This is a genomic window from Phaeobacter sp. JH20_26, assembly GCF_048056275.1.
GTDB lineage: Bacteria > Pseudomonadota > Alphaproteobacteria > Rhodobacterales > Rhodobacteraceae > Phaeobacter > Phaeobacter bryozoorum.
Map to the genome: position 1 here is coordinate 112,362 of NZ_JAYMWL010000022.1, position 22,257 is coordinate 134,618.

Consider the following 22,257-nt stretch of genomic DNA (forward strand, 5'->3'; position numbering starts at 1 on the left):
GCGACAAAGCCTTGTCAGCGGGGGCGGCCCGGTGGCAAGCTGGGGACATGTTTACCATTGAGCATGAATTCGACGCCACCGTCGTTACGCTCGTCGATGACGAGGCCACCCCGCTGATGGAAGATGTCTCCATCAATATTTTCACAGAATGCGTCACGGTCGAACAGCTGGACCCGCGTACCGACCGGGTTCAGACAATCACCCTGTCGCACAATCAGGTCCGCGATCTTGCAGCGGCGCTGGATCTTCCTGAGGGGGTCTATCGCTTTGCCCGCGATGATGAACCCGAGGCAAAGGGCTGAGATCCATCAGGAGCTGGTGAGGGCTGGCCCCATGGTTGGCGGCGCAGGCCCCGACCCGGAGACCTCAGGGGCGGTAGGCAAAGACCTTTTCCCGAGAGGTCGCGCCGCGCAGCAGTGTCAGCTGCGAGGGGGCAATACCCATCGCGCGGGCCAGCAGCACCTGCACCGCAGCCGTGGCCTTGCCGTTCTCGGGCGCTGCCGTCACCCTGATCTTGAGCACACCCGCCTGCCCGCAGCTCTCCGCCCCGGCAGGGATAACGGCGTTGCGCGACGCTTTTGGCGTGACGCGGACGGCAATCTCTGCACCGGCGATGGCCAGATGGCTGAGATCGGGGAGGTCTTTCTGCTTTGGCTTGCCCATAGCGGGGTGATCGCGCGGATTGCGAGCAAAATCCATAGACTTTGGCGCTACGACCGGGATATTTCCTGCCTCACACCTCATGTTTGGATCCGGCTGCGGTCCGTGCCTGTCCCCGCTCCGGGCAGGCCAGCTCTGCCAAATTCTCGGATCCCCCTTGAAATCCCGCGCCGCCCTGCCGACATCGGGCGATAGATGTAAAAAGGTTTCACATATGCCCCCTCGCAATGATGCTGCCCTGGCGTTTCTGCTGTCGCGCCGTTCCCGCCCGGCCAAGACGCTGGTGGCCCCGGCCCCAAGCCGCGAGGCGCTGATGCCGCTGTTGACCGCAGCCGCACGCACGCCCGATCACGGCAAGCTGGAGCCCTGGCGTTTCATCGTGATCGAGAAACCCGCGATGGCGCGGCTGGCAGAGCTGACCGGCAAGGCGGGCGAACGACTGGGCAAATCGGCCGAGGATATTGCCAAGGGCCGCAGCCAGTTTGAACTGGGGCAACTGGCGGTCGCCGTTGTGGAGATCCAGAAGGCGAGCCCGAAGATCCCGCCCATCGAGCAGACCTACTCAGCCGGGGCCGTCTGCCTGGCGCTGTTGAACGCCGCTCTTGCGGCCGGCTGGGGCGCCAACTGGCTGTCAGGCTGGGCCAGCCATGATCCCGAGTTCTGCGCCGAAGCCTTTGGCCTGCAGTCGCATGAGCGGATTGCGGGCCTGATCCATATCGCCACCGAAACCAACACGCCGCCGGACCGCCCCCGCCCTGATCTGGCGGCGCTGACCACCTGGATGGACCAATGATTCTGACAGATTTCTCAAAGGCGCTGAGCCAGATCGGCGACCCCCGCTTTCGCCGGGTTCTGTTTCTGGGCATTGGCCTGACCGTCGCGCTGCTGGTGCTGGCCTATGCGGCGTTTCTGGCATTGATCCAATGGCTGGTCGGTCCGGATGCGACGCTGCCGCTGATCGGCCCGGTCACCTGGGTCGATGATCTCCTTTCGATCACCTCGCTGCTGCTGATGCTGGTGCTGTCGGCGTTCCTGATGGTGCCCGTGGCCTCGGCGATTACCTCGATGTTTCTGGATGAGGTCGCACAGGCGGTAGAAGATCGCCACTATCCCGGTCTGCCACCGGCGACCAAGACACCGTTCTGGGATGGCGTGCGCGATACCATCAATTTTCTCGGCGTTCTTGTCGTCGCCAATGTGCTGGCGCTGGTGCTTTACGTGATGCTTGCCCCCTTTGCGCTGTTTATCTTCTGGGGGCTGAACGGGTTCCTTCTGGGGCGGGAGTATTTCACCCTCGCCGCCGCGCGCCGCATTGGCCTGCCGGAAGCCAAACGGCTGCGGCGCAAGCATCTGGGCGCGGTCTGGATCGCCGGTGTGCTGATGGCCATGCCGCTGTCGATTCCGCTGGTGAACCTGCTTATCCCGATCATCGGGGCGGCGACCTTCACCCATCTCTTCCATCGGCTGACCCGGCACGAACTGTCGGCAGGCTGAGCCGCGCGGAGCAAACCGGGGCGGCAAACCGGAGGACAAACATAAAACAGGCGGACCCCTGCCCGCCTGTTGTGATGCCAAAGATATGCTGCGCCGGGTTATTCGGGATCCGGCAGCCGGTCGAACCAGTCAAAATCATTCACCGTGATCCAGCCGCTAAGGATGATCGTTGCAACGATCGCCCAGATGACGGCAGCGGCAATGGTGGTGATCACAGCCTTCTGCTTCAGATAGTGATGCTCGGGCGCACCGGCGTGGGTGCCGGGCACGATCTCGCCAAGGTCGCCCTGCGTCTGAATGCGGATCGGGATCACGATCAGGAACGTCATGAACCAGATCACCGCATAGAGAACCAAACCGGATGTCACACCCATGATAGCTGTCCTTCTGAGACCCCCGCCCCACTGCGGAGGGTTAAGGGGCAGATAGCGTCAAACCTGTTCCAATTCCACCAGGCAGCCGTTGAAATCCTTCGGATGCAGGAAAAGAACCGGTTTGCCATGGGCGCCGATCTTGGGTTCGCCCGATCCAAGCACCCGCGCGCCTTCGGCCTTGAGCCGGTCGCGGGCCGCCAGGATATCATCCACCTCGTAGCAGATGTGGTGAATACCCCCGGCCGGGTTCTTTTCCAGAAACCCCGCAATGGGAGAAGTGTCGCCCAGAGGGTAGAGCAGCTCGATCTTGGTATTGGGCAGTTCGATGAACACGACGGTGACGCCGTGATCGGGCTCATCCTGGGGGGCGCCGACCTTGGCGCCGAGGGTGTTGCGATACTGTGCCGAGGCGGCATCAAGGTCCGGTACGGCAATTGCGACGTGGTTGAGGCGGCCAATCATGGTGCGGTCTCCTGAGTGAACTGATTGCCAAGACTTATCAAAGAGCCATGGCCTGCGGACAAGTGCGCCAATCCGCGCGGCAGAATATTTCCAGCAATAACGCTTCGTTGCGTCGATTTTTGCGCGGTAATTCCATTCAACCTTAGGCTGCGACCTGGATGTTAACCAGCTGTTAGCCCCGTTTCCCTAGCGTTGAGTCGTATCCAGTCAGGAGCCTTAGTCATGGACGATTCGGAACTGTTTGCTGCTGCCCACCGCCTGCCCACCACCAAACGACCTTTGTTGGGGCTGACCATTCTTGTGGTGGAAGACAGTCGATACGCCTGCGAGGCGATGCGTCTGCTGTGCCTGCGCAGCGGTGCGCGGATCCGCCGGGCCGATTGTCTGAAATCCGCCCACCGGCATCTGAAGGTCTACCGCCCCTCGGTCGTTATTGCCGATCTCGGCCTGCCTGATGGGTCGGGCGCCGATCTGATCCGCTCCATGGCGGAGGCCTCGCCGCGTGTCGGCGTGATCCTCGGGATCTCCGGTGATGAAGCAGGTGAGGCGATGGCGATGGACGCCGGGGCTGATGGGTTTCTGGCAAAACCGATCACATCGCTCGCCGCATTCCAATCCGCGATCCTGTCGCGCCTACCCGCCGAACGCCAGCTCTCCGGCCCCAACCAGCTGACCGATGAGGTGATCGAGCCGGATCTCCTCGCCTTTCAGGATGACATGTCCCATGCCGCAGAGGTGCTGAACGAAGCTGAGGAAGGGCAGACATTGGACTATGTTGCGCAATTCCTTGGTGGTGTGGCCCGCAGCGTTGGCGACTCACATCTGGCTGGAGCCGCCGCAGATCTGGCCGATGCCCGCAGCAGCGGACGCCCCGTTGCCGCCATTGCCGCCCGTGTCGCCGGGCTGGTTCAGGAACGTCTGAAACAGAAAGTCGCCATCTGAGATGATCGAAATCGTTCTCATCGCCTCAACCACTTTGGGCATTGTCCTATATCTTCAGGCGCGGTTCTCGGCCCGTGAAATCCGCCGTAACCGCGACCGGACATTGGGATCGCTGGTCATCCTTGATCGCAGCGACCGCTGATCTGCCGTGCCACGGGACCACCTGATCCTGGCTGACAGGTCACCCCGTCCGCCCCCTTGCTGACAGATCGTTGGGCGAGCATCCTTGCTGACAGGTAGCCCGGTCAGTCTATTGGATGACAGATCGCACGGTCGCTATCGCGGTCGGCAACTGCGCAGCACCCACATAGCGGCGCAAGGCGACAGATCGCGCGAGCCGACACACTCTCGGCCCCGCTCCCATTGATCGCTGACTGGCGGCCCACTGGCGGACCCGCAAGCCGCCGCAGCGGTCAGCGCATCCCCGTCAGCGCCGCAGCACCCCCGAATCAGCGCCCAGCTCGACGCCGGGAAAAACCACATCTGCAATCTGCTGGGCGTCGGTGCCGATCATACCGCGCATGATCCAGCCCATATGGGCCCGCACATCGCCGGTGGGCATCAGATCACGGCGATCAAACAGCGCCGCCTCCTCAAGACCCGGCCACAGCCCGTGGACCCGGCCACCCCGGATCGCGCCACCGGCCAGCACCATCGCACCGCCGGTTCCGTGATCGGTGCCGCTGGTCCCGTTTTCGCGCACGGTGCGGCCAAATTCGGTCATCGCCACCACTGCGGTTTTGTCCCAGATCCCCGGCCCAAGATCGCGGTACAGTGTCAGAATGGTATCGGACAGGCGCCCCAGCGCCCGTGTGAGCGCGCCGGTCTGACGGTTGTGCGTATCCCAGCCGTTGATCGAGAAAGCCGCAATCCGGCTGTCACCGCGCAGCTGCTGGGCCGCATAGCTGGCAATCCGCTGATGCGGTCGGGATCGTGCCTTGGCCTGACCCATGCTTCCCGTTGCCTCTGCGCTCCCGGCGCCGCCCGCGTCCATGGGTGCGCTGTCGGCAAGGTCGAGCGCCTCTGCCAGAGCGGCATGAAACAGCGGATCCTGCTCCATCATCAGACCGGCCAGACGTTCGGCCTGCGGGCTGAGAGCCATTTCCGCATCCGGCGACCAGTCGGACACCGGGGCCGCGCCCTGCAACAGTTTCATTTCCCCCTGCCCGATGGCAAAGGCGGTGCGCGCCTCGACACCGGGCGTGATCTGCAACAGCCGGTTCAGCCATCCGTCGCGGCGCTGGTGCAGGCCCGGCGTCCCGGCTTCCAGCAGGTCCTGACCGTCAAAATGGCTGCGCTTGTCGCGATAAGGCGTTGATACCGCGTGAATAAACCCGAGCTGCTCCGCCCGCCACAACGGCATCAAGGGGGCAAGTCCCGGATGCAGGGAAAAATAGCCATCCAGATCGAGCCCGCCATTTTGCGGCCCTCCCCTGAGGCTCGACCGCAGGCCGGCATAGGCCGGATCACCATAGGGCTGGACCACATCAATGGCATCCATGCCGCCGCGCAGGATGATCACCACCAGCCGGCTGTCCCAGGGGGCCGCAGCAAAGCTCACGGGGGTCAGCAGCGGGCTTGCCGCCAGCGAACAGCCAATCAGACCGGAGCGGGCGAGGAAACCGCGCCGGGTCAGGCCAGAAGGGCGGGATGGGCCAGTGAACCCATGACGCGGTGTCTTGGTCATCTCGATCTCCCTCTCAACGCCGCTGAAAGGCGGGTGAGGCCAGGATCAGTCCTATCGCCTCCCGCTCGGTTTCGGCAGCTGTTGCGACGAACCGCAGCTGCGCGGTTTCCCGCCCGCCAAGGGCGCTTCGCAGCAGCTGAAGCGGCGCGGGCAATGGTCCCGGCCCCTGCACCATCACCTGTGTCGGCACCGACATGCACCAGCGCAGCCGCTCCGCCAGAGCCTGCGGCGTGATCCAGGTTGCATCGGCCTCGGGCCAGCCATCGGGACCGTTGGAGACCTCCCAGCGCTGGCCCATGCGCTGCATCGGACGCAGGAAGAACCGGTTGACCTGCGCCCGGCTCAGCCCGGTCAGCGCGGCAGCTGGCAACGCCAGCGCCCGACAGGCCGAGGCGAGATAGGCAAAGGGCGGTTTGACGTTTTCGAGGTCAGGTTGCCAGGCCGCCGGATGCTCCAGCAGCGCCGCATAGACCTGCGTCAGATCCCCCGATGTCGCACGGTAGCGGGCCGCCAGATGGGCGACCAGTGCCGGGTCCGGCGTGTCACGGGTGAAATGCACCGCCAGTTTATGCGCCAGATGATCCGCCGTGGCCGGGTGGCGCGCCAGATCCCGCAGCGCCTGTTTGATCGCAGCCAGACCGGTGACCTCGGCATCGTAGCGCTTTCCCAATAGGGTCTCGGCCCCCGGCTCGGCCCATCCCGGCGCAAATTTGAAGCCCTCGGTGGTGTCGTAGATCATGCCGGTGAACAGCTCGGCCAGCTGGCGCACGTCCTGTTGCGTATAAGGCCCGCCAACGCCGAGCGTGTGCAGTTCCAGCACTTCGCGCGCCAGATTCTCATTGAGCCCGACCACCCGCCCCTGACGCTGCGCGACCCGTTTGGCGCGGCGGCTGTTGGGGCCGGTGGACCGGTGCTGGTCCAGGTAATGCAGCATCAGCGGGCTGGTCACAGCCGCAATCAGCAGATCCTCGAACCGCGCGGCAATATGCGGGCGGATCGACGTCTCGACATAGGGGGTGGCAGCGTAGCGCAGCGCGGCAATCTTGCCCTGCGCGGTGAAGTGATCCGCCCAGAACAGGGCAAGCCGTTCGCGAAACCCATGCGGCGTTGTCACGCAGCGCAGCAGCCGTCGAACGAACCAATCCGCCTGATGGTCCCGCATCAGGGCGCGCTGGTGTTTCAGATCCCTGTCGCGCATCTCGAAATCCGGGCTGCCAGCGGCCGCCTTGCGGGCGCGGCGGGCGGCGGAATAGGCCCGAGCATCCGCCAGCGCAGCGTCAAACCCTGGGATCGGCCAGGTCTGCGCCGCATGATCCGGGGCCTGAAGGTCAGCAAGCAGCCGCTCCGGCCCAGCGGCTGGGGCATGCAGCGGCGACAGGCCGCAGCCGAAACGGATCTCCGCCAATTCCCCGTCAAAGCGCATCGCTTTCCCCGCTCATGAGCTGTTGCAACCCGACAAGAGTAGGATATCGCAGCGCCGACACCAGCTGAATTTCTTCAGGCACGCAACTCTCTGCTCATGGGCGCACTGAGGGCCGCCAAGATCGCGCCACAACTCGACGGAGCTGCGGTGCCCGCCGAATCAAAACAGGCCCGGACATCTGTCCGGGCCTGTTTCAGACTGACCTCCAGAGGTTACTGGTCCTGTGGAATCACCCGCAGCCCCAGCTCCATCAGCTGCTCGCTCAGCGGTTCCGACGGGGCCGACATCATCAGATCTTCGGCGCGCTGGTTCATCGGGAACATGATGACCTCGCGGATGTTGGCCTCGTCGGCCAAGAGCATTACCATGCGGTCGATACCGGCCGCGCAGCCGCCGTGCGGCGGGGCGCCGTACTGGAAGGCGTTGACCATGCCGCCAAAGCGTTTTTCGACCTCTTCCTTGCCGTAGCCGGCGATTTCAAAGGCCTTGAACATGATCTCCGGCTTGTGGTTCCGGATCGCGCCGGACACCAGCTCATAGCCGTTGCAGGCGAGGTCGTACTGGTAGCCCTTCACGGCCAGCGGATCGGACAGCAGCGCGTCCATGCCGCCCTGCGGCATCGAGAACGGGTTGTGCTCAAAGTCGATCTTGCCGGTTTCCTCGTCCTTCTCGTAGATCGGGAAATCGACGATCCAGGCAAAGGCAAAGCGGTCCTTGTCAATCAGGCCCAGCTCCTCGCCGATGACGGTGCGGGCCTTGCCCGCGACGCCTTCAAACGCCTTCGGCTTGCCGCCGAGGAAGAAGGCCGCGTCACCAACGCCCAGGCCCAGCTGCTGGCGGATCGCCTCGGTGCGCTCAGGGCCGATGTTCTTGGCCAGCGGGCCAGCCGCTTCCATCCCGTTGTCGCCGTCGCGCCAGAAAATATAGCCCATGCCCGGCAGGCCTTCTCCTTGCGCAAACTTGTTCATCCGGTCGCAGAACTTGCGGGAGCCACCGGTCGGTGCCGGGATCGCGCGCACTTCTGTGCCTTCGTTTTCCAAGAGGTTTGCAAAGATCGCGAACCCAGACCCGCGGAAATGCTCGGAACAGTCCTGCATCTTGATCGGGTTCCTGAGGTCCGGCTTGTCGGTGCCGTACCATTTGGCGGCATCCTTGTAGGAGATCTGCGGCCAGTCATGCGCCGGGTCGACCTTGCGGCCGCCGCCGAATTCCTCGAACACGCCCGCCATCACCGGCGCGATGGTGTCGAACACATCCTGCTGGGTGACAAAGGACATTTCCATGTCGAGCTGGTAAAAATCCGCAGGCGAGCGGTCGGCGCGCGGGTCCTCGTCGCGGAAGCAGGGCGCGATCTGGAAATACTTGTCAAAGCCCGACACCATCATCAGCTGCTTGAACTGCTGCGGCGCCTGCGGCAGCGCATAGAACTTGCCCGGATGCAGGCGCGACGGCACCAGGAAGTCGCGCGCGCCCTCGGGGGAGGAGGCGGTGATGATCGGGGTCTGGTATTCGTTGAAGCCGATGTCCCACATGCGGTTGCGGATCGAACGGATCATGTTGGAGCGCAGCACCATGTTGCGCTGCATCTTCTCGCGACGCAGGTCCAGATAGCGATAGCGCAGGCGGGTTTCCTCCGGGTATTCCTGCTCGCCGAACACCATCAGCGGCAGTTCCTCGGATTTGCCCAGCACCTCGATATCGCGGATAAAGACTTCGATCTCGCCGGTAGAGATTTTCGGGTTCACCAGGCTCTCATCACGGGCCATGACATTGCCGTCGATGCGGATACACCATTCGGAGCGGACCTTCTCGATCTCGGCAAAGACCGGGCTGTCCGGGTCGGCCATGACCTGGGTCACACCGTAATGGTCGCGCAGGTCGATGAACAACAACCCGCCATGGTCGCGGACGCGGTGGACCCAGCCCGACAGGCGGACGGTTTCACCGACGTTGGATTTGTTCAATTCGGCGCAGGTATGGCTGCGATAGTCGTGCATGGGGTGACCTTTCATTATACCGGTCTCATGTCCGGGAGGGCCGTCAATCGGGAAATGCGCCAGAACGGCGCGGAATTCGTCCGGGGTGGTACACTAGGTTGCGACGCCGTTGTCAAGCAAACTGGGCGGATTCGGCAGCCGCGAGCCACCAATAGTGCCTGTTGCGCGCCCGAGCGAGGGCCTCCCGCGCTCTACGGTCTCATCGCGGACGCGCTGAGGCCTCCGACGTTGGGCCGGGCGCCGTGCCTCTGGCACGGCGTCGGTTGCGTTCTGCGGAACCGCAGCGCACCCAATGGTGCGCTGCCACGCCCAAAGGGCAAGGGCCCGCTGGCGTCAGCCAGAAGGGCGGCTTGTCCGCGGGAGCGCGCCCGTCACACCAGACGTGCCGGGATCAGCCCGCGCAGGGAATTGCCCATATGGATGGCCTTGGCACACCTGAGGTCCTCAAAACGCAGCACCGCCTCCGTGCATTCCTCCCGCTCCAGCATCACCTGCCGCAGGATACCCGGCAGCAGGCCGCAGCTGAGCGGCGGCGTGATCACCTGCCCGTCCGGGCGGGTTACAAAGATATTGGTGATGGTGCCCTCGCAAACCTCGCCCTGCTCGTTCAGGAACAGGAGTTCATCCACGCCTTCCGGCAGCGCGGCCCGCGCGGCATCGTAGAGCACGCGGCGGGTTGTCTTGTGCTGAAGCCAGATGTCACCTGCCTCCAGCCGGGCCTCCGCGATACGCAGCCGCCAATCCGAGGGGCTGTTTCCCAGAGCGGCCGTGGTCAGCGCCAATTGCCCCTCCGCATCCAGCGTCAGGCGGCAGCGCAGCGGCGCCGCATCGGTGGCTTCCGCCAGAACCGCCTCCGCCCGCTTTGGATCGAAAGCGATCCCGAACAGGGCCGCGCTGCGCGCCATCCGGGCCAGATGCAGCCGCAGGTGACGAAAGCCCTGCCCCGGATGCCAGCCCAGCGTCTCGATCAGGCCGAAAGCGGGATCGTTCTGGAGGGTGTCACGCGGGCAAAGCGGGCTTTCCATAGGGCTTCCTCATATTCTGCATCTGCGGTGCTGTCCCAGACCACGCCACCGCCCACATTGAGCGTCGCGCGGCCCGCGTCCAGCATCAGCGTGCGGATTGCCACATTGAATTCTGCCCGGCCGTCCGGCGCCGCCCAGCCGATGGTGCCGCAATAGATGTCGCGCGCCCAGGGTTCCAGTTCCGCGAGGATTTCCATCGCGCGAATCTTGGGGGCGCCGGTGATGGAACCGCAGGGAAACAGCGCGGCAAAGATCTCTGCAAGCCCCGCGTCGGGCCGCAATCTGGCGCGGACGGTGGAGACCATCTGATGCACCGTGGCGTAGCTCTCGACCGCAAACAGCTCCGGCACATGCACCGAGCCTGTTTGCGCCACGCGGCTGATGTCATTGCGCAGGAGGTCGACGATCATCAGGTTTTCGGCGCGGTTCTTCTCATCTTGGCGCAGAAAGTCGCGGCGGCGGGCATCCTCCAACGGATCGTCGCTGCGCGGCTGGGTGCCCTTCATCGGGCGGGTCTCGATGCCCCCTTCTGCATCCGTGCGGAAGAACAGCTCTGGCGAGCGTGACAACAGGTCCGGCAACCCCTCCTGTTGGACCAAGGCACCGTGGCCGACGGCCTGTCTGGCCTGAAGCGCGGCATAGATGTCTTCGGATGTCCCATAAGCGTCGGCATCAATCGGGAAGGTCAGGTTGGCCTGATAGATATCGCCCTGGCCAATGTTGCGGTTCACCTCTGCGAAGGCTTCGGCGTAGCGGTCAAAAGTCCAGCGGGGGGTAATTCCTTCAAGACCAGCTTCGCTTTCCGCCTGCGGTCGGGTCCGGCCCCCAATGTTCTGCGCTCGCGGTTCCGCATAGACCCCAAAACAAATGAGCGGCAGCCGCCGCCCCGCAGGCATCCGGCCCGCCAGTTTTGGCTCCAGCGCATAGCCCAGCTCATAGGACGCATAGCCCGCCAGCCAATGGCCGGCGTCGCGCGCCGCATCCAGCGCCGCCAGCGCGGCAGGCACGTCTTCGGCCCGCTCTGCGCGGATCATGCGCAGCGGCGTTTCAAAACATGTCCCGGCCCCCATCGGCCCCTGATCAAAGCGAATCCGCACGTCAGCCTGCTCCGTCGTTATGACCTCTCCACATATATCCGTTCGCTATGCGAACAAAACCCACGGATGCGGCATTTCCAATTCGGTTTCCGATCCCCCTTGAACCTTTCGGTGCGGTCCCTATAACGCAGGACAATTTGGGCGCACGGGGGTGCCCATGACTCGCGCAAATCAGAGGGATTCAGGCCATGCCGAAAAGAACCGATATCCAATCGATCATGATCATTGGTGCGGGGCCGATCATCATCGGCCAAGCCTGTGAGTTTGACTACTCCGGCGCGCAGGCCTGCAAGGCGCTTCGTGAAGAGGGCTACCGGGTCATTCTGGTGAACTCCAACCCGGCAACGATCATGACCGATCCGGGTCTGGCGGATGCCACCTACATCGAGCCGATCACCCCGGAGGTGGTCGCCAAGATCATCGAAAAGGAACGTCCCGATGCGCTGCTGCCGACCATGGGGGGACAGACCGGTCTGAACACCGCACTGGCGCTGGAAGAGATGGGTGTGCTGGCGAAATTCAACGTCGAGATGATCGGCGCCAAGCGCGAAGCCATTGAAATGGCAGAAGACCGCAAGCTGTTCCGCGAAGCGATGGACCGGCTTGGACTGGAAAACCCCCGCGCCACAATCATCACCGCCCCGAAGAAAGCCAACGGCAGCGCCGACCTGGATGCAGGCGTGCAGATGGCGCTGGACGAGCTGGAAGACATCGGCCTGCCTGCGATCATCCGCCCGGCCTTTACCCTTGGTGGCACCGGCGGTGGCGTCGCCTATAACCGCGAAGATTACATCCATTTCTGCCGCTCCGGCATGGATGCCTCGCCGGTCAATCAGATCCTCGTCGACGAGAGCCTGCTGGGCTGGAAAGAATATGAAATGGAGGTGGTGCGCGACACCGCCGACAACGCGATTATCGTCTGCTCGATCGAGAATATCGACCCGATGGGCGTGCACACCGGTGATTCGATCACCGTGGCCCCGGCGCTGACGCTGACCGACAAAGAATACCAGATGATGCGCTCTGCCTCGATTGCGGTGCTGCGCGAAATCGGCGTGGAAACCGGCGGCTCCAACGTCCAATGGGCGGTGAACCCTGAGGATGGCCGCATGGTCGTGATCGAGATGAACCCGCGTGTGTCGCGGTCCTCGGCGCTGGCGTCCAAGGCAACCGGCTTCCCGATTGCCAAGATTGCGGCCAAGCTGGCGGTTGGCTTTACGCTGGATGAACTGGACAATGATATCACCGGCGTGACACCGGCGTCGTTTGAGCCGACGATCGACTATGTCGTGACCAAGATCCCGCGCTTTGCCTTCGAGAAATTCGCAGGCTCCGAGCCCTATCTGACCACGGCGATGAAATCCGTGGGTGAGACCATGGCCATTGGCCGCACGATCCACGAGAGCCTGCAAAAGGCGCTGGCGTCCATGGAGACCGGTCTGACCGGCTTTGACGAGGTTGCCATTCCCGGCGCCGAGGATGGCACCGATGGCAAGGCCGCGGTGATCAAGGCCATCAGCAAGCAGACCCCCGACCGGATGCGGACTATTGCTCAGGCGATGCGGCACGGGTTGTCGGATGATGAAATCCAGGCCGTCACCAAGTTCGATCCCTGGTTCCTGGCCCGGATCCGCGAAATCGTGGAGGCCGAGGCCGAGATCCGCGCCGAGGGCCTGCCAAAGGATGAGCATGGGTTGCGCCGGGTCAAGATGCTGGGCTTTACCGATGCCCGCCTTGCGAAACTCACCGACAAGAGCGAGACCGACGTGCGCCGCGCCCGCCGTGATCTGGGCGTCAAGGCCGTCTTCAAGCGGATCGACACCTGCGCCGCCGAATTCGAGGCCCAGACGCCTTATATGTATTCCACCTATGAGGCCCCGGCCTTTGGCGATGTGGAATGCGAGGCCCGGCCGAGCGACCGCAAGAAGGTTGTCATTCTGGGCGGTGGCCCAAACCGGATCGGCCAGGGGATCGAGTTCGATTACTGCTGCTGCCATGCCTGTTTCGCGCTGACCGACGCGGGCTTCGAGACCATCATGATCAACTGCAACCCGGAAACGGTGTCGACCGACTATGACACCTCGGACCGGCTGTATTTTGAACCGCTGACCTTTGAGCATGTGATGGAAATCCTCACCAAGGAGCAGGAAAACGGCACCCTGCACGGGGTGATCGTGCAGTTCGGCGGCCAGACCCCGCTGAAGCTGGCCAATGCGCTGGAAGAGGAAGGCATCCCGATCCTTGGCACCTCGCCCGACGCGATCGACCTGGCCGAGGACCGCGAGCGGTTCCAGGCGCTGGTCAACCAGCTGGGGCTCAAGCAGCCGCATAACGGCATTGCCTCGACCGACGCGCAGGCGATTGAAATCGCGGCTGAAATCGGCTTCCCGCTGGTGATCCGCCCGTCCTATGTCCTGGGTGGCCGCGCGATGGAGATCGTGCGCGATATGGACCAGCTCAAGCGCTACATCGCCGAGGCGGTCGTGGTCTCCGGAGACAGCCCGGTTCTGCTCGACAGCTATCTCTCGGGCGCGGTGGAGCTGGATGTGGATGCGATTTGTGATGGCACCGACGTGCATGTCGCAGGCATCATGCAGCATATCGAAGAGGCCGGGGTTCACTCTGGGGACAGCGCCTGCTCGCTGCCGCCTTACTCGCTGTCCAAAGAGGTGATCGCCGAGGTCAAGACCCAGACCAACGCTTTGGCCAAGGCGCTGAATGTGGTTGGCCTGATGAACATCCAGTTCGCGGTCAAACCTGACGCCGACGGCAATGACGTGATCTACCTGATCGAGGTCAACCCGCGGGCCTCGCGCACCGTGCCCTTTGTGGCGAAATCCACCGACAGCGCCATCGCCTCCATCGCGGCGCGTGTCATGGCGGGTGAGCCGCTGTCGAACTTCCCCAAGCGCCCGCCCTATGAGCCGGACGCAGGTTATGACGTCAACGTGCCGATGGCGGATCCGATGACCCTGGCCGACCCGGACATGCCGTGGTTCTCGGTCAAGGAGGCGGTGCTTCCCTTTGCCCGCTTCCCCGGCGTCGACACCATCCTCGGCCCCGAGATGCGCTCCACCGGCGAAGTCATGGGCTGGGACCGCAGCTTTGCCCGCGCCTTCCTGAAGGCGCAGATGGGGGCTGGCATGGTGCTGCCATCCTCGGGCCGGGCCTTTATCTCGATCAAGGATGCCGACAAGGGCACTTTGATGCTGGACGCCGCAAAAATCCTCGTGGAACAGGGCTTTACCCTGGTTGCCACACGCGGCACCCAGACCTGGCTGGATGAGCACGGCGTGCCCTGCGAACTGGTCAACAAGGTCTATGAGGGGCGCCCTCATGTGGTGGATATGCTGAAGGACGGAAACGTCCAGCTGCTGATGAACACCACCGAAGGCGCGCAGGCGGTTGAAGACAGCAAGGAGATGCGGTCCGTCGCGCTCTATGACAAGATCCCCTATTTCACCACCGCAGCCGGTGCCAATGCCGCCGCCCGCGCGATCAAGGCGCAGGCAGAAGGTGACGTTGAAGTGAAGAGCTTGCAGGGCTGATCTGCCGAGGCTGGCAGAGATCGAACCTATTGGAAGGCCCCGGACCTGCGTCGGGGCCTTTTCTTTTGCCCTCGCCGCAACAGGCGGCCTGCTGGGAGGGCTGGGCAAAGGTTCGGACATAGGAAAACCCCGGAGCCGAGGCTCCGGGGTTTTTGGCTGATCAGGGATGGCCCGCCTCCTACAAACGCTTTTGTGGGAAACGGAGCGGAGGCCGGACAGCCCGTGCTCAGCCCGCGCGGCGCATCAGCGCACGCAGCGATCCATCAAATGGGGTGGCCAGTGAAACCCGTTTGCGACCCATCTGCGCCTTGGCAGAGATCACCGAGACCAGCCGCGGGGTGCCGCCCGGACGCATCTGCAACACCGGCGAGCCGGAGGCGCCATATTCGACACGGCAGGAGGTCACCAGCGTCGCGCTGCGGGTGGACAGGATCTGGCAGTCTTTTTCGCGGGCCGGTCGGGTGGCCTGGTTCACGGTATAGGACAGTACATCCACGCTTTCCCCCGGTGTCGGCGCAGCGGCAAGCACGAAGGGGCGGATCTCGCTGCCGGAGATCGGGCGGTCCAGACGCAGCACCGCAATATCGCTGCCCGCTGCGCTGTTGCTGGACCAGCTGTGACGATAGCCGGGATGAACAACAGCCTTCACCACACGGCGTGACGCCTTGGCCCGGCGGCCATTGAGGCCGGCCTCGAACTTGATATTGCGCGGGTTTACCGCCTGCCCGGTCTGCGGATTATAGAGACAATGTGCGGCGGTCAGCACCAGATTTGGCGCGATGAGGCTGCCGGTACACATATTGCGCCCGCCAATATTAAGCCGTCCGACAGCTTCCCAGCCCTCGACGGCGCGCACGCCTGCGGATTGCGCCTCGGCAGGGAGGCTAAAGGTTGTACTCGAAATAAAGGCGGCGGCGATAAGTCCGATAATGCGTTTCATGGTCCACTCCAGTTTTTCCCACATCGCCATCATCAGGGTCTGCTGGGGCTGGAATGCGGCTTGGAGTTGTAGGGAGCTGTCAGAAAGAGGTGCAGAATGTGACGTGATTAACGTCCGGTTAACGCGGCCGATATTTGCGGCCATCACTGCGCCACATCTCTATATTTTCCTTAACCTTCCTGAACACTTTTAGAATAATTCCACTTAAACACATGAATAATTGTAACTTTTCCAGCAAGGATTTTGGTGGGTTTTTTCCTGTGTCTGCTGATGTCGCATCGGAATTTGGAAAGGAATCATCGGGATTGAGGCGGAATTGGGTCGGCCATTTCCCCAATTGAGGCGCCACCGGGCGACTCGCTCAATGCGCGAAACTCTTAAGGCAGATGTCTACCCTCCGCCTCTGCCTTGCCCCTGCCCTGACGCGCTGCGGGGGCCGCGATGGCAGGGTTCTCCCGTGATATCTGACGCCACTGCACGCATCATGCGGACGACACGCTGTCAGCCGCACCGGGTCGCGCACAACCTGAGCGAGATCATTCGCATAGAAAAAGCCCCGGTTCTGCAACCGGGGCTTTTTCAGAGTTCAGCGGGGCGGGATCAGGCTGCGGCAGCCTGTTCGCGCTTTTCATCGCGGGCAAAGAAGATCAGGTAGAACACCGGCGCGGCCACCAGCGTGAGGATGGTGGCAAAGGCCAGCCCCCCCATGATGGTGATCGCCATCGACACGAAAAACGCGTCGGTCAGCAGCGGCACCATGCCAAGGATGGTTGTCACCGCCGCCAGCATCACCGGGCGCAGACGCGACACCGATGCCTCGACGATGGCCTCCCGCAGGGGTTTGCCCTCGGCCCGGACCAGATCGATTTCCTCAACCAGCACGATGCCGTTCTTGATCAGCATGCCAGAGAGGCTGAGCAGGCCGAGAAGCGCCGTGAAGGTAAAGGGCATACCGGTGCCAAGCAGACCAATCACCACCCCGTTGACCGACATCGGAACGAGCAGCCAGATGATAATCGGCTGACGGATCGCGTTGAACAGCAGTACCGAGATAAGAACCATGATCAGGATCGTCACCGGGAGCTGCTTGCCGAGGCTGGCATTGGCATCGGCTGAGTTCTCATGCTCGCCACCCCACTCCATGGTGTAGCCGGTCGGCAGCGACATCGCCTCGATGCTGTCCTTCACCTGGGCAAAGACGGTGGCTGCGGTCAGATCCGCCCGGATATCGGCACCAACGGTCAAGGTCGGCACCCGGTCCCGACGATGCACGAGGGTGTTCTCCACCACCACATCGACCCCGTCGACCATCTGCTCGAGCGGGATGAATTTGCCCGCCGCCTCTGAGAACACCAGCTGGTCCATCAGATTATAGGAGCTGTCGGCAGGTCGGCGCAGGACGATGGGGATCAGGCGATCCCGCTCCCGGAACACGCCGGTGCGCAGACCGTCGGTCGAGAATTGCAGCGCATCAGCGATGGCATCGCGCGACACACCGGCTGTCTGTGCCCGATCGGTGGCATAGATCGGCTTCAGTGTGATCTCCTGCTCGCGCCAGTCCTGACGCACACTCAGGATGTCCTGCGACGCCTCCTGCAGCCGTTGCATGGCCTCGTCGCCCAGCTGGCGCAGGACGCGCGGATCAGGGCCGGCGAAACGGACTTCGATAGGCGCCCCCCCACCGGGGCCAAAGACCAGCCGCTTGGTGCGGAATTCGCCTTCGGGGAAGCGTCCCTGGCCGAAGTCCTCCAGATCCGCCTGCAGAGCCGGGATGCCCTCAAGGCTCGTTGCGCGGATGATCAGATGGCCATAGCTGGGGTTCGGGTCTTCGGAATCATAGGTCAGCATGAAGCGCGTGGCCCCCTGCCCGACAAAGGTCGCGACCGTCTCTACATCGTCCCGTTCGGCCAGCCAGTCCTCAAACACACGCATATGCTCGGAGGTTGTCGCAATCGACGTACCCTGCGGCAGCTTGTAATGCACAAAGAACAGCGGCGTGTTGGAGTTGGGGAAGAACTGCTGTTTCACCTGACCAAAACCGATGAAGCACAGCACCGTGATCGCAAACAGACCCGGCACCACAAGCCAGCGCAGCCGCAGGGACAGGCGCAGGATATTGCCATAGGTGCGGAACAAGAGGCCGGAATAGGCATCCTGATCGTCGCCGGTACCCTGTTTGAAAAAGTAATGCCCCAGCAGCGGCGTCGCGGTCAGCGCCAGCAGCCAGCTGAGCAACAGCGAAATCCCGATCACCGCAAAGAGCGAGAACATGAATTCACCCGTTGAATCCGGGCTGAGGCCAATCCCCGCAAAGGCCATGATCCCGATCACCGTCGCGCCCAGCAGCGGGATCTGGGTTTTCGATGCAGCCTCATGCGCGGCCTCGCGTGAGGTCCGGCCCCGGGCCATGGAGATCTGCATCCCCTCGGCCACGACGATGGCATTGTCCACCAGCATCCCCATCGCAATGATCAGCGCCCCGAGCGAGATCCGTTCCATTTCGATGGCGAAGATATTCATGAACATCAATGTGCCAACAACCGTCAGCAGCAGGGTGGCGCCGACAACAACAGCCGCGCGCCACCCCATGAAGACCGCCAGCACGATGACAACGATACTGACCGACATCGCGAGGTTCACGAGAAAGGCATTGGAGGCCTCGTCTACGACCACATGCTGCTGATAGATTGGCTTCAGCTCCACACCATAGGGGATCTGTGTGCTCAGCTCCGCCAGCCGGGCATCAACCCGCTGGCCGACCTCAACGATGTTTTCAGTCGCAAGGCCCGCAACCCCCATGGTAAAGGCCTCGACGCCGTCAAAACGAATGATCTGCGAGGGATCATCGAGGCGGCCGCGATGCACATCCGCCATATCAATGATATTGATGACCTCCCCCTGAGAGCCAATCGTCAGCCCGGCGATTTCCGTCACCGAGTCCGAGCCTTCGGGCGCGCTGATGCGTGTCTGGGCAGGCCCGTTGTCGACCTGACCGGCAGGGCGGACGGAATTGGCGGTGGCCAATGCGTTCGAAACCGCGCCAATCGGGATATTCTGGTTGACGGTGATCGCCATCTTCGGCTCGACAAAGATCGCCTCTTCCGGCAGGCCCGCGATTTCGACGTCGGCGACGCCATCAACCGCAAGAAGCTCTCGGCGCAGGAATGTCGCCAGCTGGTGGCGTTCGGCATCCGTGAAGCCTTCGGCGGTAACGGCGTAGAAGACCCCGAACACATCACCGAAACCATCGTTCACAAAAGGGTCGCTGACGCCGTCGGGCAGGTTCCGCGCCGCGTCTTCGACCTCTTTGCGCAGCTTGGTCCAGAGGCCCGGCAGTTCGGTGCCGTCAAAGGTGTCCTGCATTTCGACATCGATGCGCGACAGGCCCGGCTGGTTCATCGAGGTGATCTGCTTCACCTCCCCCATCTTCTGGATCGCTGATTCCAGTGGCTCTGACACTTCCAGCGCCACCTGCTCGGCGCTGGCGCCGGGATATTGGGTAATGACCACAGCCTGTTTGATGGTGAAGGCCGGATCTTCGAGCCGCCCGAGGTTCAGGAACCCCCAGATACCGCCAAACAGGGCGGCCAGCATGATGATCCACGTATAAAGCGGCCGATTGATCGACCCGCGTGCAATGTCCATCTGATCCGCCCTCAGTTGGTGAAGCCGGTGAAGCGACGCACGGCCGCCCCGTCAGCAAGCGCGCTGCCACCGGTCAGCACGATTTCTTCGCCACCGTTCAGGCCCGAGACGATCTCGATCTGGCCGCCGTCGGTGGCCGAGGTTTCGACCCTGGTCCAGGTGACGGTGCCCTCATCCGCGCCCTTGGGTGTAAACAGCATCACCCCGGTGTCGCCGTTGGCGGCGGGCACGATGGCGGTTGGCGGGACCACAATCGCAGACATGCCGGTATCTACCGTCACCCGCACAGAGGTCGAGGCCCCGGGGAAAATCTGGCGGTCCTCGGGCGGGTCAAGACGGAAGGTCACGCGATAGGTCTGGCCAACGCTGCTGGCCTCGGCGTCGAACTCAAGGATTTCCAGCGGGTAGGTCTTGTCGCTGCCGGGGAAGCTTGCCGTGATGGTCAGCGCGTCATTGTCCTCGCCTTGCTGAAACAGAACCTCGGGCACATCGACCTCGATATGCAGCTCCGACATGTCGTGCAGGCGCACAATCGGGCTGCCGGCGCTGACGGTGCTGAACAGGGCGACCTCACGGCTGGACACCAGGGCATCAAATGGCGCGTTCAGCGTTGCATGTTCCAGCGCATAATCGGCATCCCTGAGCGCAATGCGGGCCAGTCCGGCCTGGGTTTCGGCATCGTCGATGGAGACCTGGCTGACCGTGCCGGTCAGCTTTTCCAGCCGCGTGACGGTTCGGTCCGCCTGCTCTTTTTGCAGCTGGGCCTGTCCCAGTTTCAGCTCGAACGGCTCCAGATCCAACTCCGCGACCAGAGCCCCCTTTGGCAGGAAAGCCCCCTCAGTGACAGGGAATTTCACAACCTGTCCGCCGACCTGAAACGCCAGATCCACCGTCTCTTTTGCCGCGACCTGACCGAAGAACTCGCGCTGGATCGGCACCGCGCCTGAGCGTGTTTCCATCAGTTTCACGGGTTTCAGGACGTTCTGGGCCAGTGTTGGCGTGGCCACCAGTAGCAACGCGGCGACCCCGGCGATGACTCTCGAACTCAGCTGCATGGGTTACTCCTTCCGACGCGGCTTCGCGTCCGCTTTAATGACTGTGTCATGAATCTTGGCCGACAAGGCCGCAAATTGTTTGATTTCCTCCGGGTCCAAACCGGAAATACGTTGGAACAGATCCGTCATCGCCTCGACCAGATACTGGCGTTTAGCGGCGCCGTCGGGGGTGAGCGACAACAACCAGGCGCGCCTGTCCTGCGGATCCCTGCTGCGGCGGATCAGACCCTGCCGTTCCAGCCGGTCGGCGGCCGTGGTTACCGACGAAGGCACCGTCTGCAACATCCGCGCCAGCTCTCCCATCCGGCAAGGCGTGCCCAGACGCACCAGCACATGGCATTCCATCCGGCTCAGGTCTGGCAGGTCAACGGTGTCTTCGATGCAGGAGTCGATGCGCCAATAGAGCGCAAAGACACCCAGCATGGCGCAGACCTCCGGGCAGGTCTCAGCCTGATTGCCGTCCGTCGCGGTATCGCCGTCAGTTTGGGTGTCGCTGTCGTTGCCGGTTTGTCGAATCATACCACCATCGCCTTCATCGCGCATATACTTCAAATTTCGAACCATTCAAGGAGGGAAGCATTTTATTCATATCAACAATGCTCCGGGACGCCCTGATCAGGTTGACGTAGGGGCTGCGCCCGTAACGCCAAGGGCCTTGCCCTTGACCTCACCGGGGGAAGATGCCCAGATATGCAGCACTTTTGAAAACCACCCGAAGGTCCAGCTCATGTATACACCCGCCATCACCGGCACGGGCGTCTTTACGCCGTCACAGACGATCACAAACGCCGAGCTGGTCACAGCCTTCAATGCCTATGCCGATAAGGTCAATGCCGAGAACGCAGAGGCGATTGCAGCGGGTGAGATGGATCCTCTGGCGCATTCCTCCGAAGACTTCATCCTGAAGGCCTCCGGTATCGAACAGCGCTACGTGATGGACAAGAGCGGTATTCTTGATCCTGAGGTGATGCACCCGCTGCTGCGTCAGCGCAACGATGACGAGCCATCCATCATGGCCGAAATGGCACTGGATGCCGCCAAGAAAGCACTGAAACAGGCCGGCAAGACTGCGGCGGATGTCGACGCCGTCATCTGTGCGGCCTCCAATATGGAACGCGCCTATCCGGCGCTGGCAATCGAAATTCAGGATCTTCTTGGCATCGAAGGCTTTGCCTTTGACATGAATGTCGCCTGTTCCTCCGCCACCTTTGGGATTCAGGCGGCTGCCGATATGGTGCGCTCCGGCTCCATTCGGTCGGCGCTGGTGGTCAATCCCGAGATCTGCTCCGGCCATCTTGAGTGGCGCGACCGCGATTGCCATTTCATCTTTGGCGATGTGGCAACGGCCACCCTGATCGAGCGCAGCGAAGACGCCAGCGGCCCGCATTTCGAAATCCTGTCGACCCGCTGCGCCACCAGCTTTTCCAACAATATCCGCAACAACAATGGCTATCTGCGCCGGTCGCGCCCGGATGGGGTCGCAGATCGTCGGGACATGCAGTTCATGCAGAACGGGCGCAAGGTCTTCAAGGAAGTGCTGCCGATGGTCAGCCAGCATATTGCGGATCACATGGAGGCCGAGGGCGTCAGCAACACCGAGCTGAAACGGCTCTGGCTGCATCAGGCCAATAAGACGATGAACGATTTCATTGGCAAAAAGGTCCTCGGCCGCACGCCAGAGGCCGGTGAACAGCCCAATATCCTGCAGGATTACGCCAATACATCCTCGGCAGGGTCGATCATCGCCTTCTCCAAATATTCGGATGATCTGGCTGAGGGCGATCTGGGGCTGATCTGCTCTTTCGGTGCCGGTTATTCGGTGGGATCGGTGATCCTGCGCCGCGCGGCCTGAGCCTGCCGGACCAGTTGCCAAACGAATTTGGGCCTGCCGATCCTGGCAGGCCCTTT

At 62.7% G+C, this 22,257-nt stretch carries 19 protein-coding genes; 7 read left to right on the plus strand and 12 right to left on the minus strand.

The genetic code is table 11. The annotated features are described in order from the left end of the window. Positions 1–47 precede the first annotated feature (47 nt). A complete protein-coding gene (locus tag VWY60_RS17455) occupies positions 48–302 on the plus strand; it encodes a hypothetical protein (RefSeq protein ID WP_340546194.1) in 255 nt (84 codons plus the stop codon). 64 nt (positions 303–366) lie between these two features. Here VWY60_RS17455 and VWY60_RS17460 read toward each other — a convergent pair whose 3' ends face one another. Next, the gene (locus tag VWY60_RS17460) at positions 367–663 is read right to left on the minus strand and encodes a DUF167 domain-containing protein (protein ID WP_416541322.1); all 297 of its coding nucleotides are present in this window, start codon (positions 661–663) and stop codon (positions 367–369) included. Between the two features lie 211 nt (positions 664–874). Between VWY60_RS17460 and VWY60_RS17465 the strand changes: the two genes are divergently transcribed. Then, entirely contained in the window at positions 875–1,453 is a 579-nt protein-coding gene (locus VWY60_RS17465) for a nitroreductase family protein (protein WP_340546195.1), read from the plus strand. After that, positions 1,450–2,154, plus strand: a complete 705-nt coding sequence (locus tag VWY60_RS17470) for an EI24 domain-containing protein (RefSeq protein ID WP_340546196.1) — start codon at positions 1,450–1,452, stop codon at positions 2,152–2,154. The genes VWY60_RS17465 and VWY60_RS17470 overlap by 4 nt, the downstream gene beginning before the upstream one ends. Before the next feature lie 98 nt (positions 2,155–2,252). Here VWY60_RS17470 and VWY60_RS17475 read toward each other — a convergent pair whose 3' ends face one another. Next, a complete protein-coding gene (locus VWY60_RS17475) occupies positions 2,253–2,528 on the minus strand; it encodes a DUF1467 family protein (RefSeq protein ID WP_340546197.1) in 276 nt (91 codons plus the stop codon). 57 nt (positions 2,529–2,585) lie between these two features. Next, positions 2,586–2,990, minus strand: coding sequence for a methylmalonyl-CoA epimerase (mce, locus tag VWY60_RS17480; protein ID WP_340546198.1), 405 nt, complete (start codon positions 2,988–2,990; stop codon positions 2,586–2,588). A gap of 222 nt (positions 2,991–3,212) precedes the next feature. Here mce and VWY60_RS17485 point away from each other — a divergent pair, with 222 nt between their 5' ends. Both VWY60_RS17485 and VWY60_RS17490 read left to right on the plus strand, forming a co-directional pair. Next, the gene (locus VWY60_RS17485; protein WP_340546199.1) at positions 3,213–3,932 is read left to right on the plus strand and encodes a response regulator; all 720 of its coding nucleotides are present in this window, start codon (positions 3,213–3,215) and stop codon (positions 3,930–3,932) included. A gap of 1 nt (position 3,933) precedes the next feature. Continuing rightward, entirely contained in the window at positions 3,934–4,074 is a 141-nt protein-coding gene (locus VWY60_RS17490; RefSeq protein WP_340546200.1) for a hypothetical protein, read from the plus strand. Positions 4,075–4,359: 285 nt separating this feature from the next. Here the strand turns inward: VWY60_RS17490 and VWY60_RS17495 are convergent, their stop codons facing one another. From VWY60_RS17495 to VWY60_RS17515, 5 genes are all read right to left on the minus strand, one after another. Continuing rightward, positions 4,360–5,619 carry a DUF1501 domain-containing protein gene (locus tag VWY60_RS17495; protein ID WP_416541291.1) on the minus strand — a complete coding sequence of 420 codons (1,260 nt, stop codon included), beginning with the start codon at positions 5,617–5,619 and terminating at the stop codon, positions 4,360–4,362. A gap of 13 nt (positions 5,620–5,632) precedes the next feature. Further along, a complete protein-coding gene (locus tag VWY60_RS17500) occupies positions 5,633–7,042 on the minus strand; it encodes a DUF1800 domain-containing protein (RefSeq protein ID WP_416541292.1) in 1,410 nt (469 codons plus the stop codon). Positions 7,043–7,254: 212 nt separating this feature from the next. Then, positions 7,255–9,039: an aspartate--tRNA ligase gene (gene aspS, locus VWY60_RS17505; protein WP_340546345.1), complete on the minus strand. Its 1,785-nt coding sequence runs from the start codon at positions 9,037–9,039 to the stop codon at positions 7,255–7,257. A 371-nt stretch (positions 9,040–9,410) separates the two neighbouring features. Beyond that, a complete protein-coding gene (locus tag VWY60_RS17510; RefSeq protein ID WP_416541293.1) occupies positions 9,411–10,064 on the minus strand; it encodes an aminotransferase class IV family protein in 654 nt (217 codons plus the stop codon). After that, entirely contained in the window at positions 10,007–11,161 is a 1,155-nt protein-coding gene (locus VWY60_RS17515; protein WP_416541294.1) for an aminodeoxychorismate synthase component I, read from the minus strand. Before VWY60_RS17515 ends, VWY60_RS17510 begins: the two co-directional genes overlap by 58 nt. Positions 11,162–11,349: 188 nt before the next feature. Between VWY60_RS17515 and carB the strand changes: the two genes are divergently transcribed. After that, a complete protein-coding gene (carB, locus tag VWY60_RS17520; protein ID WP_416541295.1) occupies positions 11,350–14,709 on the plus strand; it encodes a carbamoyl-phosphate synthase large subunit in 3,360 nt (1,119 codons plus the stop codon). A gap of 226 nt (positions 14,710–14,935) precedes the next feature. On the opposite strand, the gene VWY60_RS17525 is transcribed toward carB, so the two are convergent. The 4 genes from VWY60_RS17525 to VWY60_RS17540 form a co-directional block, all read right to left on the minus strand. Next, the gene (locus VWY60_RS17525) at positions 14,936–15,649 is read right to left on the minus strand and encodes a trypsin-like serine peptidase (protein WP_340546206.1); all 714 of its coding nucleotides are present in this window, start codon (positions 15,647–15,649) and stop codon (positions 14,936–14,938) included. Positions 15,650–16,249: 600 nt separating this feature from the next. Continuing rightward, positions 16,250–19,294 carry an efflux RND transporter permease subunit gene (locus tag VWY60_RS17530; RefSeq protein ID WP_340546207.1) on the minus strand — a complete coding sequence of 1,015 codons (3,045 nt, stop codon included), beginning with the start codon at positions 19,292–19,294 and terminating at the stop codon, positions 16,250–16,252. An 11-nt stretch (positions 19,295–19,305) separates the two neighbouring features. Next, the gene (locus VWY60_RS17535) at positions 19,306–20,349 is read right to left on the minus strand and encodes an efflux RND transporter periplasmic adaptor subunit (protein WP_340546208.1); all 1,044 of its coding nucleotides are present in this window, start codon (positions 20,347–20,349) and stop codon (positions 19,306–19,308) included. A 3-nt stretch (positions 20,350–20,352) separates the two neighbouring features. Then, on the minus strand, positions 20,353–20,868 hold the full coding sequence (locus tag VWY60_RS17540) for a MarR family winged helix-turn-helix transcriptional regulator (RefSeq protein WP_416541296.1): 516 nt from the start codon (positions 20,866–20,868) through the stop codon (positions 20,353–20,355). Between the two features lie 208 nt (positions 20,869–21,076). Here VWY60_RS17540 and VWY60_RS17545 point away from each other — a divergent pair, with 208 nt between their 5' ends. Next, positions 21,077–22,201, plus strand: a complete 1,125-nt coding sequence (locus VWY60_RS17545; RefSeq protein WP_416539128.1) for a beta-ketoacyl-ACP synthase III — start codon at positions 21,077–21,079, stop codon at positions 22,199–22,201. Positions 22,202–22,257: the final 56 nt, after the last annotated feature.

What these genes read in the sequence shown, in the direction of transcription:
- VWY60_RS17545 (WP_416539128.1), top strand. Translation starts at nt 21,077, where the DNA reads ATGTATACACCCGCCATCACCGGCACGGGCGTCTTTACGCCGTCACAG.
- VWY60_RS17510 (WP_416541293.1), bottom strand. Translation starts at nt 10,064, where the DNA reads ATGGAAAGCCCGCTTTGCCCGCGTGACACCCTCCAGAACGATCCCGCT.
- VWY60_RS17525 (WP_340546206.1), bottom strand. Translation starts at nt 15,649, where the DNA reads ATGAAACGCATTATCGGACTTATCGCCGCCGCCTTTATTTCGAGTACA.
- VWY60_RS17470 (WP_340546196.1), top strand. Translation starts at nt 1,450, where the DNA reads ATGATTCTGACAGATTTCTCAAAGGCGCTGAGCCAGATCGGCGACCCC.
- VWY60_RS17540 (WP_416541296.1), bottom strand. Translation starts at nt 20,868, where the DNA reads ATGATTCGACAAACCGGCAACGACAGCGACACCCAAACTGACGGCGAT.
- VWY60_RS17485 (WP_340546199.1), top strand. Translation starts at nt 3,213, where the DNA reads ATGGACGATTCGGAACTGTTTGCTGCTGCCCACCGCCTGCCCACCACC.
- VWY60_RS17495 (WP_416541291.1), bottom strand. Translation starts at nt 5,619, where the DNA reads ATGACCAAGACACCGCGTCATGGGTTCACTGGCCCATCCCGCCCTTCT.
- VWY60_RS17500 (WP_416541292.1), bottom strand. Translation starts at nt 7,042, where the DNA reads ATGCGCTTTGACGGGGAATTGGCGGAGATCCGTTTCGGCTGCGGCCTG.
- mce (WP_340546198.1), bottom strand. Translation starts at nt 2,990, where the DNA reads ATGATTGGCCGCCTCAACCACGTCGCAATTGCCGTACCGGACCTTGAT.
- VWY60_RS17490 (WP_340546200.1), top strand. Translation starts at nt 3,934, where the DNA reads ATGATCGAAATCGTTCTCATCGCCTCAACCACTTTGGGCATTGTCCTA.
- VWY60_RS17475 (WP_340546197.1), bottom strand. Translation starts at nt 2,528, where the DNA reads ATGGGTGTGACATCCGGTTTGGTTCTCTATGCGGTGATCTGGTTCATG.
- VWY60_RS17530 (WP_340546207.1), bottom strand. Translation starts at nt 19,294, where the DNA reads ATGGACATTGCACGCGGGTCGATCAATCGGCCGCTTTATACGTGGATC.
- VWY60_RS17535 (WP_340546208.1), bottom strand. Translation starts at nt 20,349, where the DNA reads ATGCAGCTGAGTTCGAGAGTCATCGCCGGGGTCGCCGCGTTGCTACTG.
- VWY60_RS17465 (WP_340546195.1), top strand. Translation starts at nt 875, where the DNA reads ATGCCCCCTCGCAATGATGCTGCCCTGGCGTTTCTGCTGTCGCGCCGT.
- aspS (WP_340546345.1), bottom strand. Translation starts at nt 9,039, where the DNA reads ATGCACGACTATCGCAGCCATACCTGCGCCGAATTGAACAAATCCAAC.
- carB (WP_416541295.1), top strand. Translation starts at nt 11,350, where the DNA reads ATGCCGAAAAGAACCGATATCCAATCGATCATGATCATTGGTGCGGGG.
- VWY60_RS17460 (WP_416541322.1), bottom strand. Translation starts at nt 663, where the DNA reads ATGGGCAAGCCAAAGCAGAAAGACCTCCCCGATCTCAGCCATCTGGCC.
- VWY60_RS17455 (WP_340546194.1), top strand. Translation starts at nt 48, where the DNA reads ATGTTTACCATTGAGCATGAATTCGACGCCACCGTCGTTACGCTCGTC.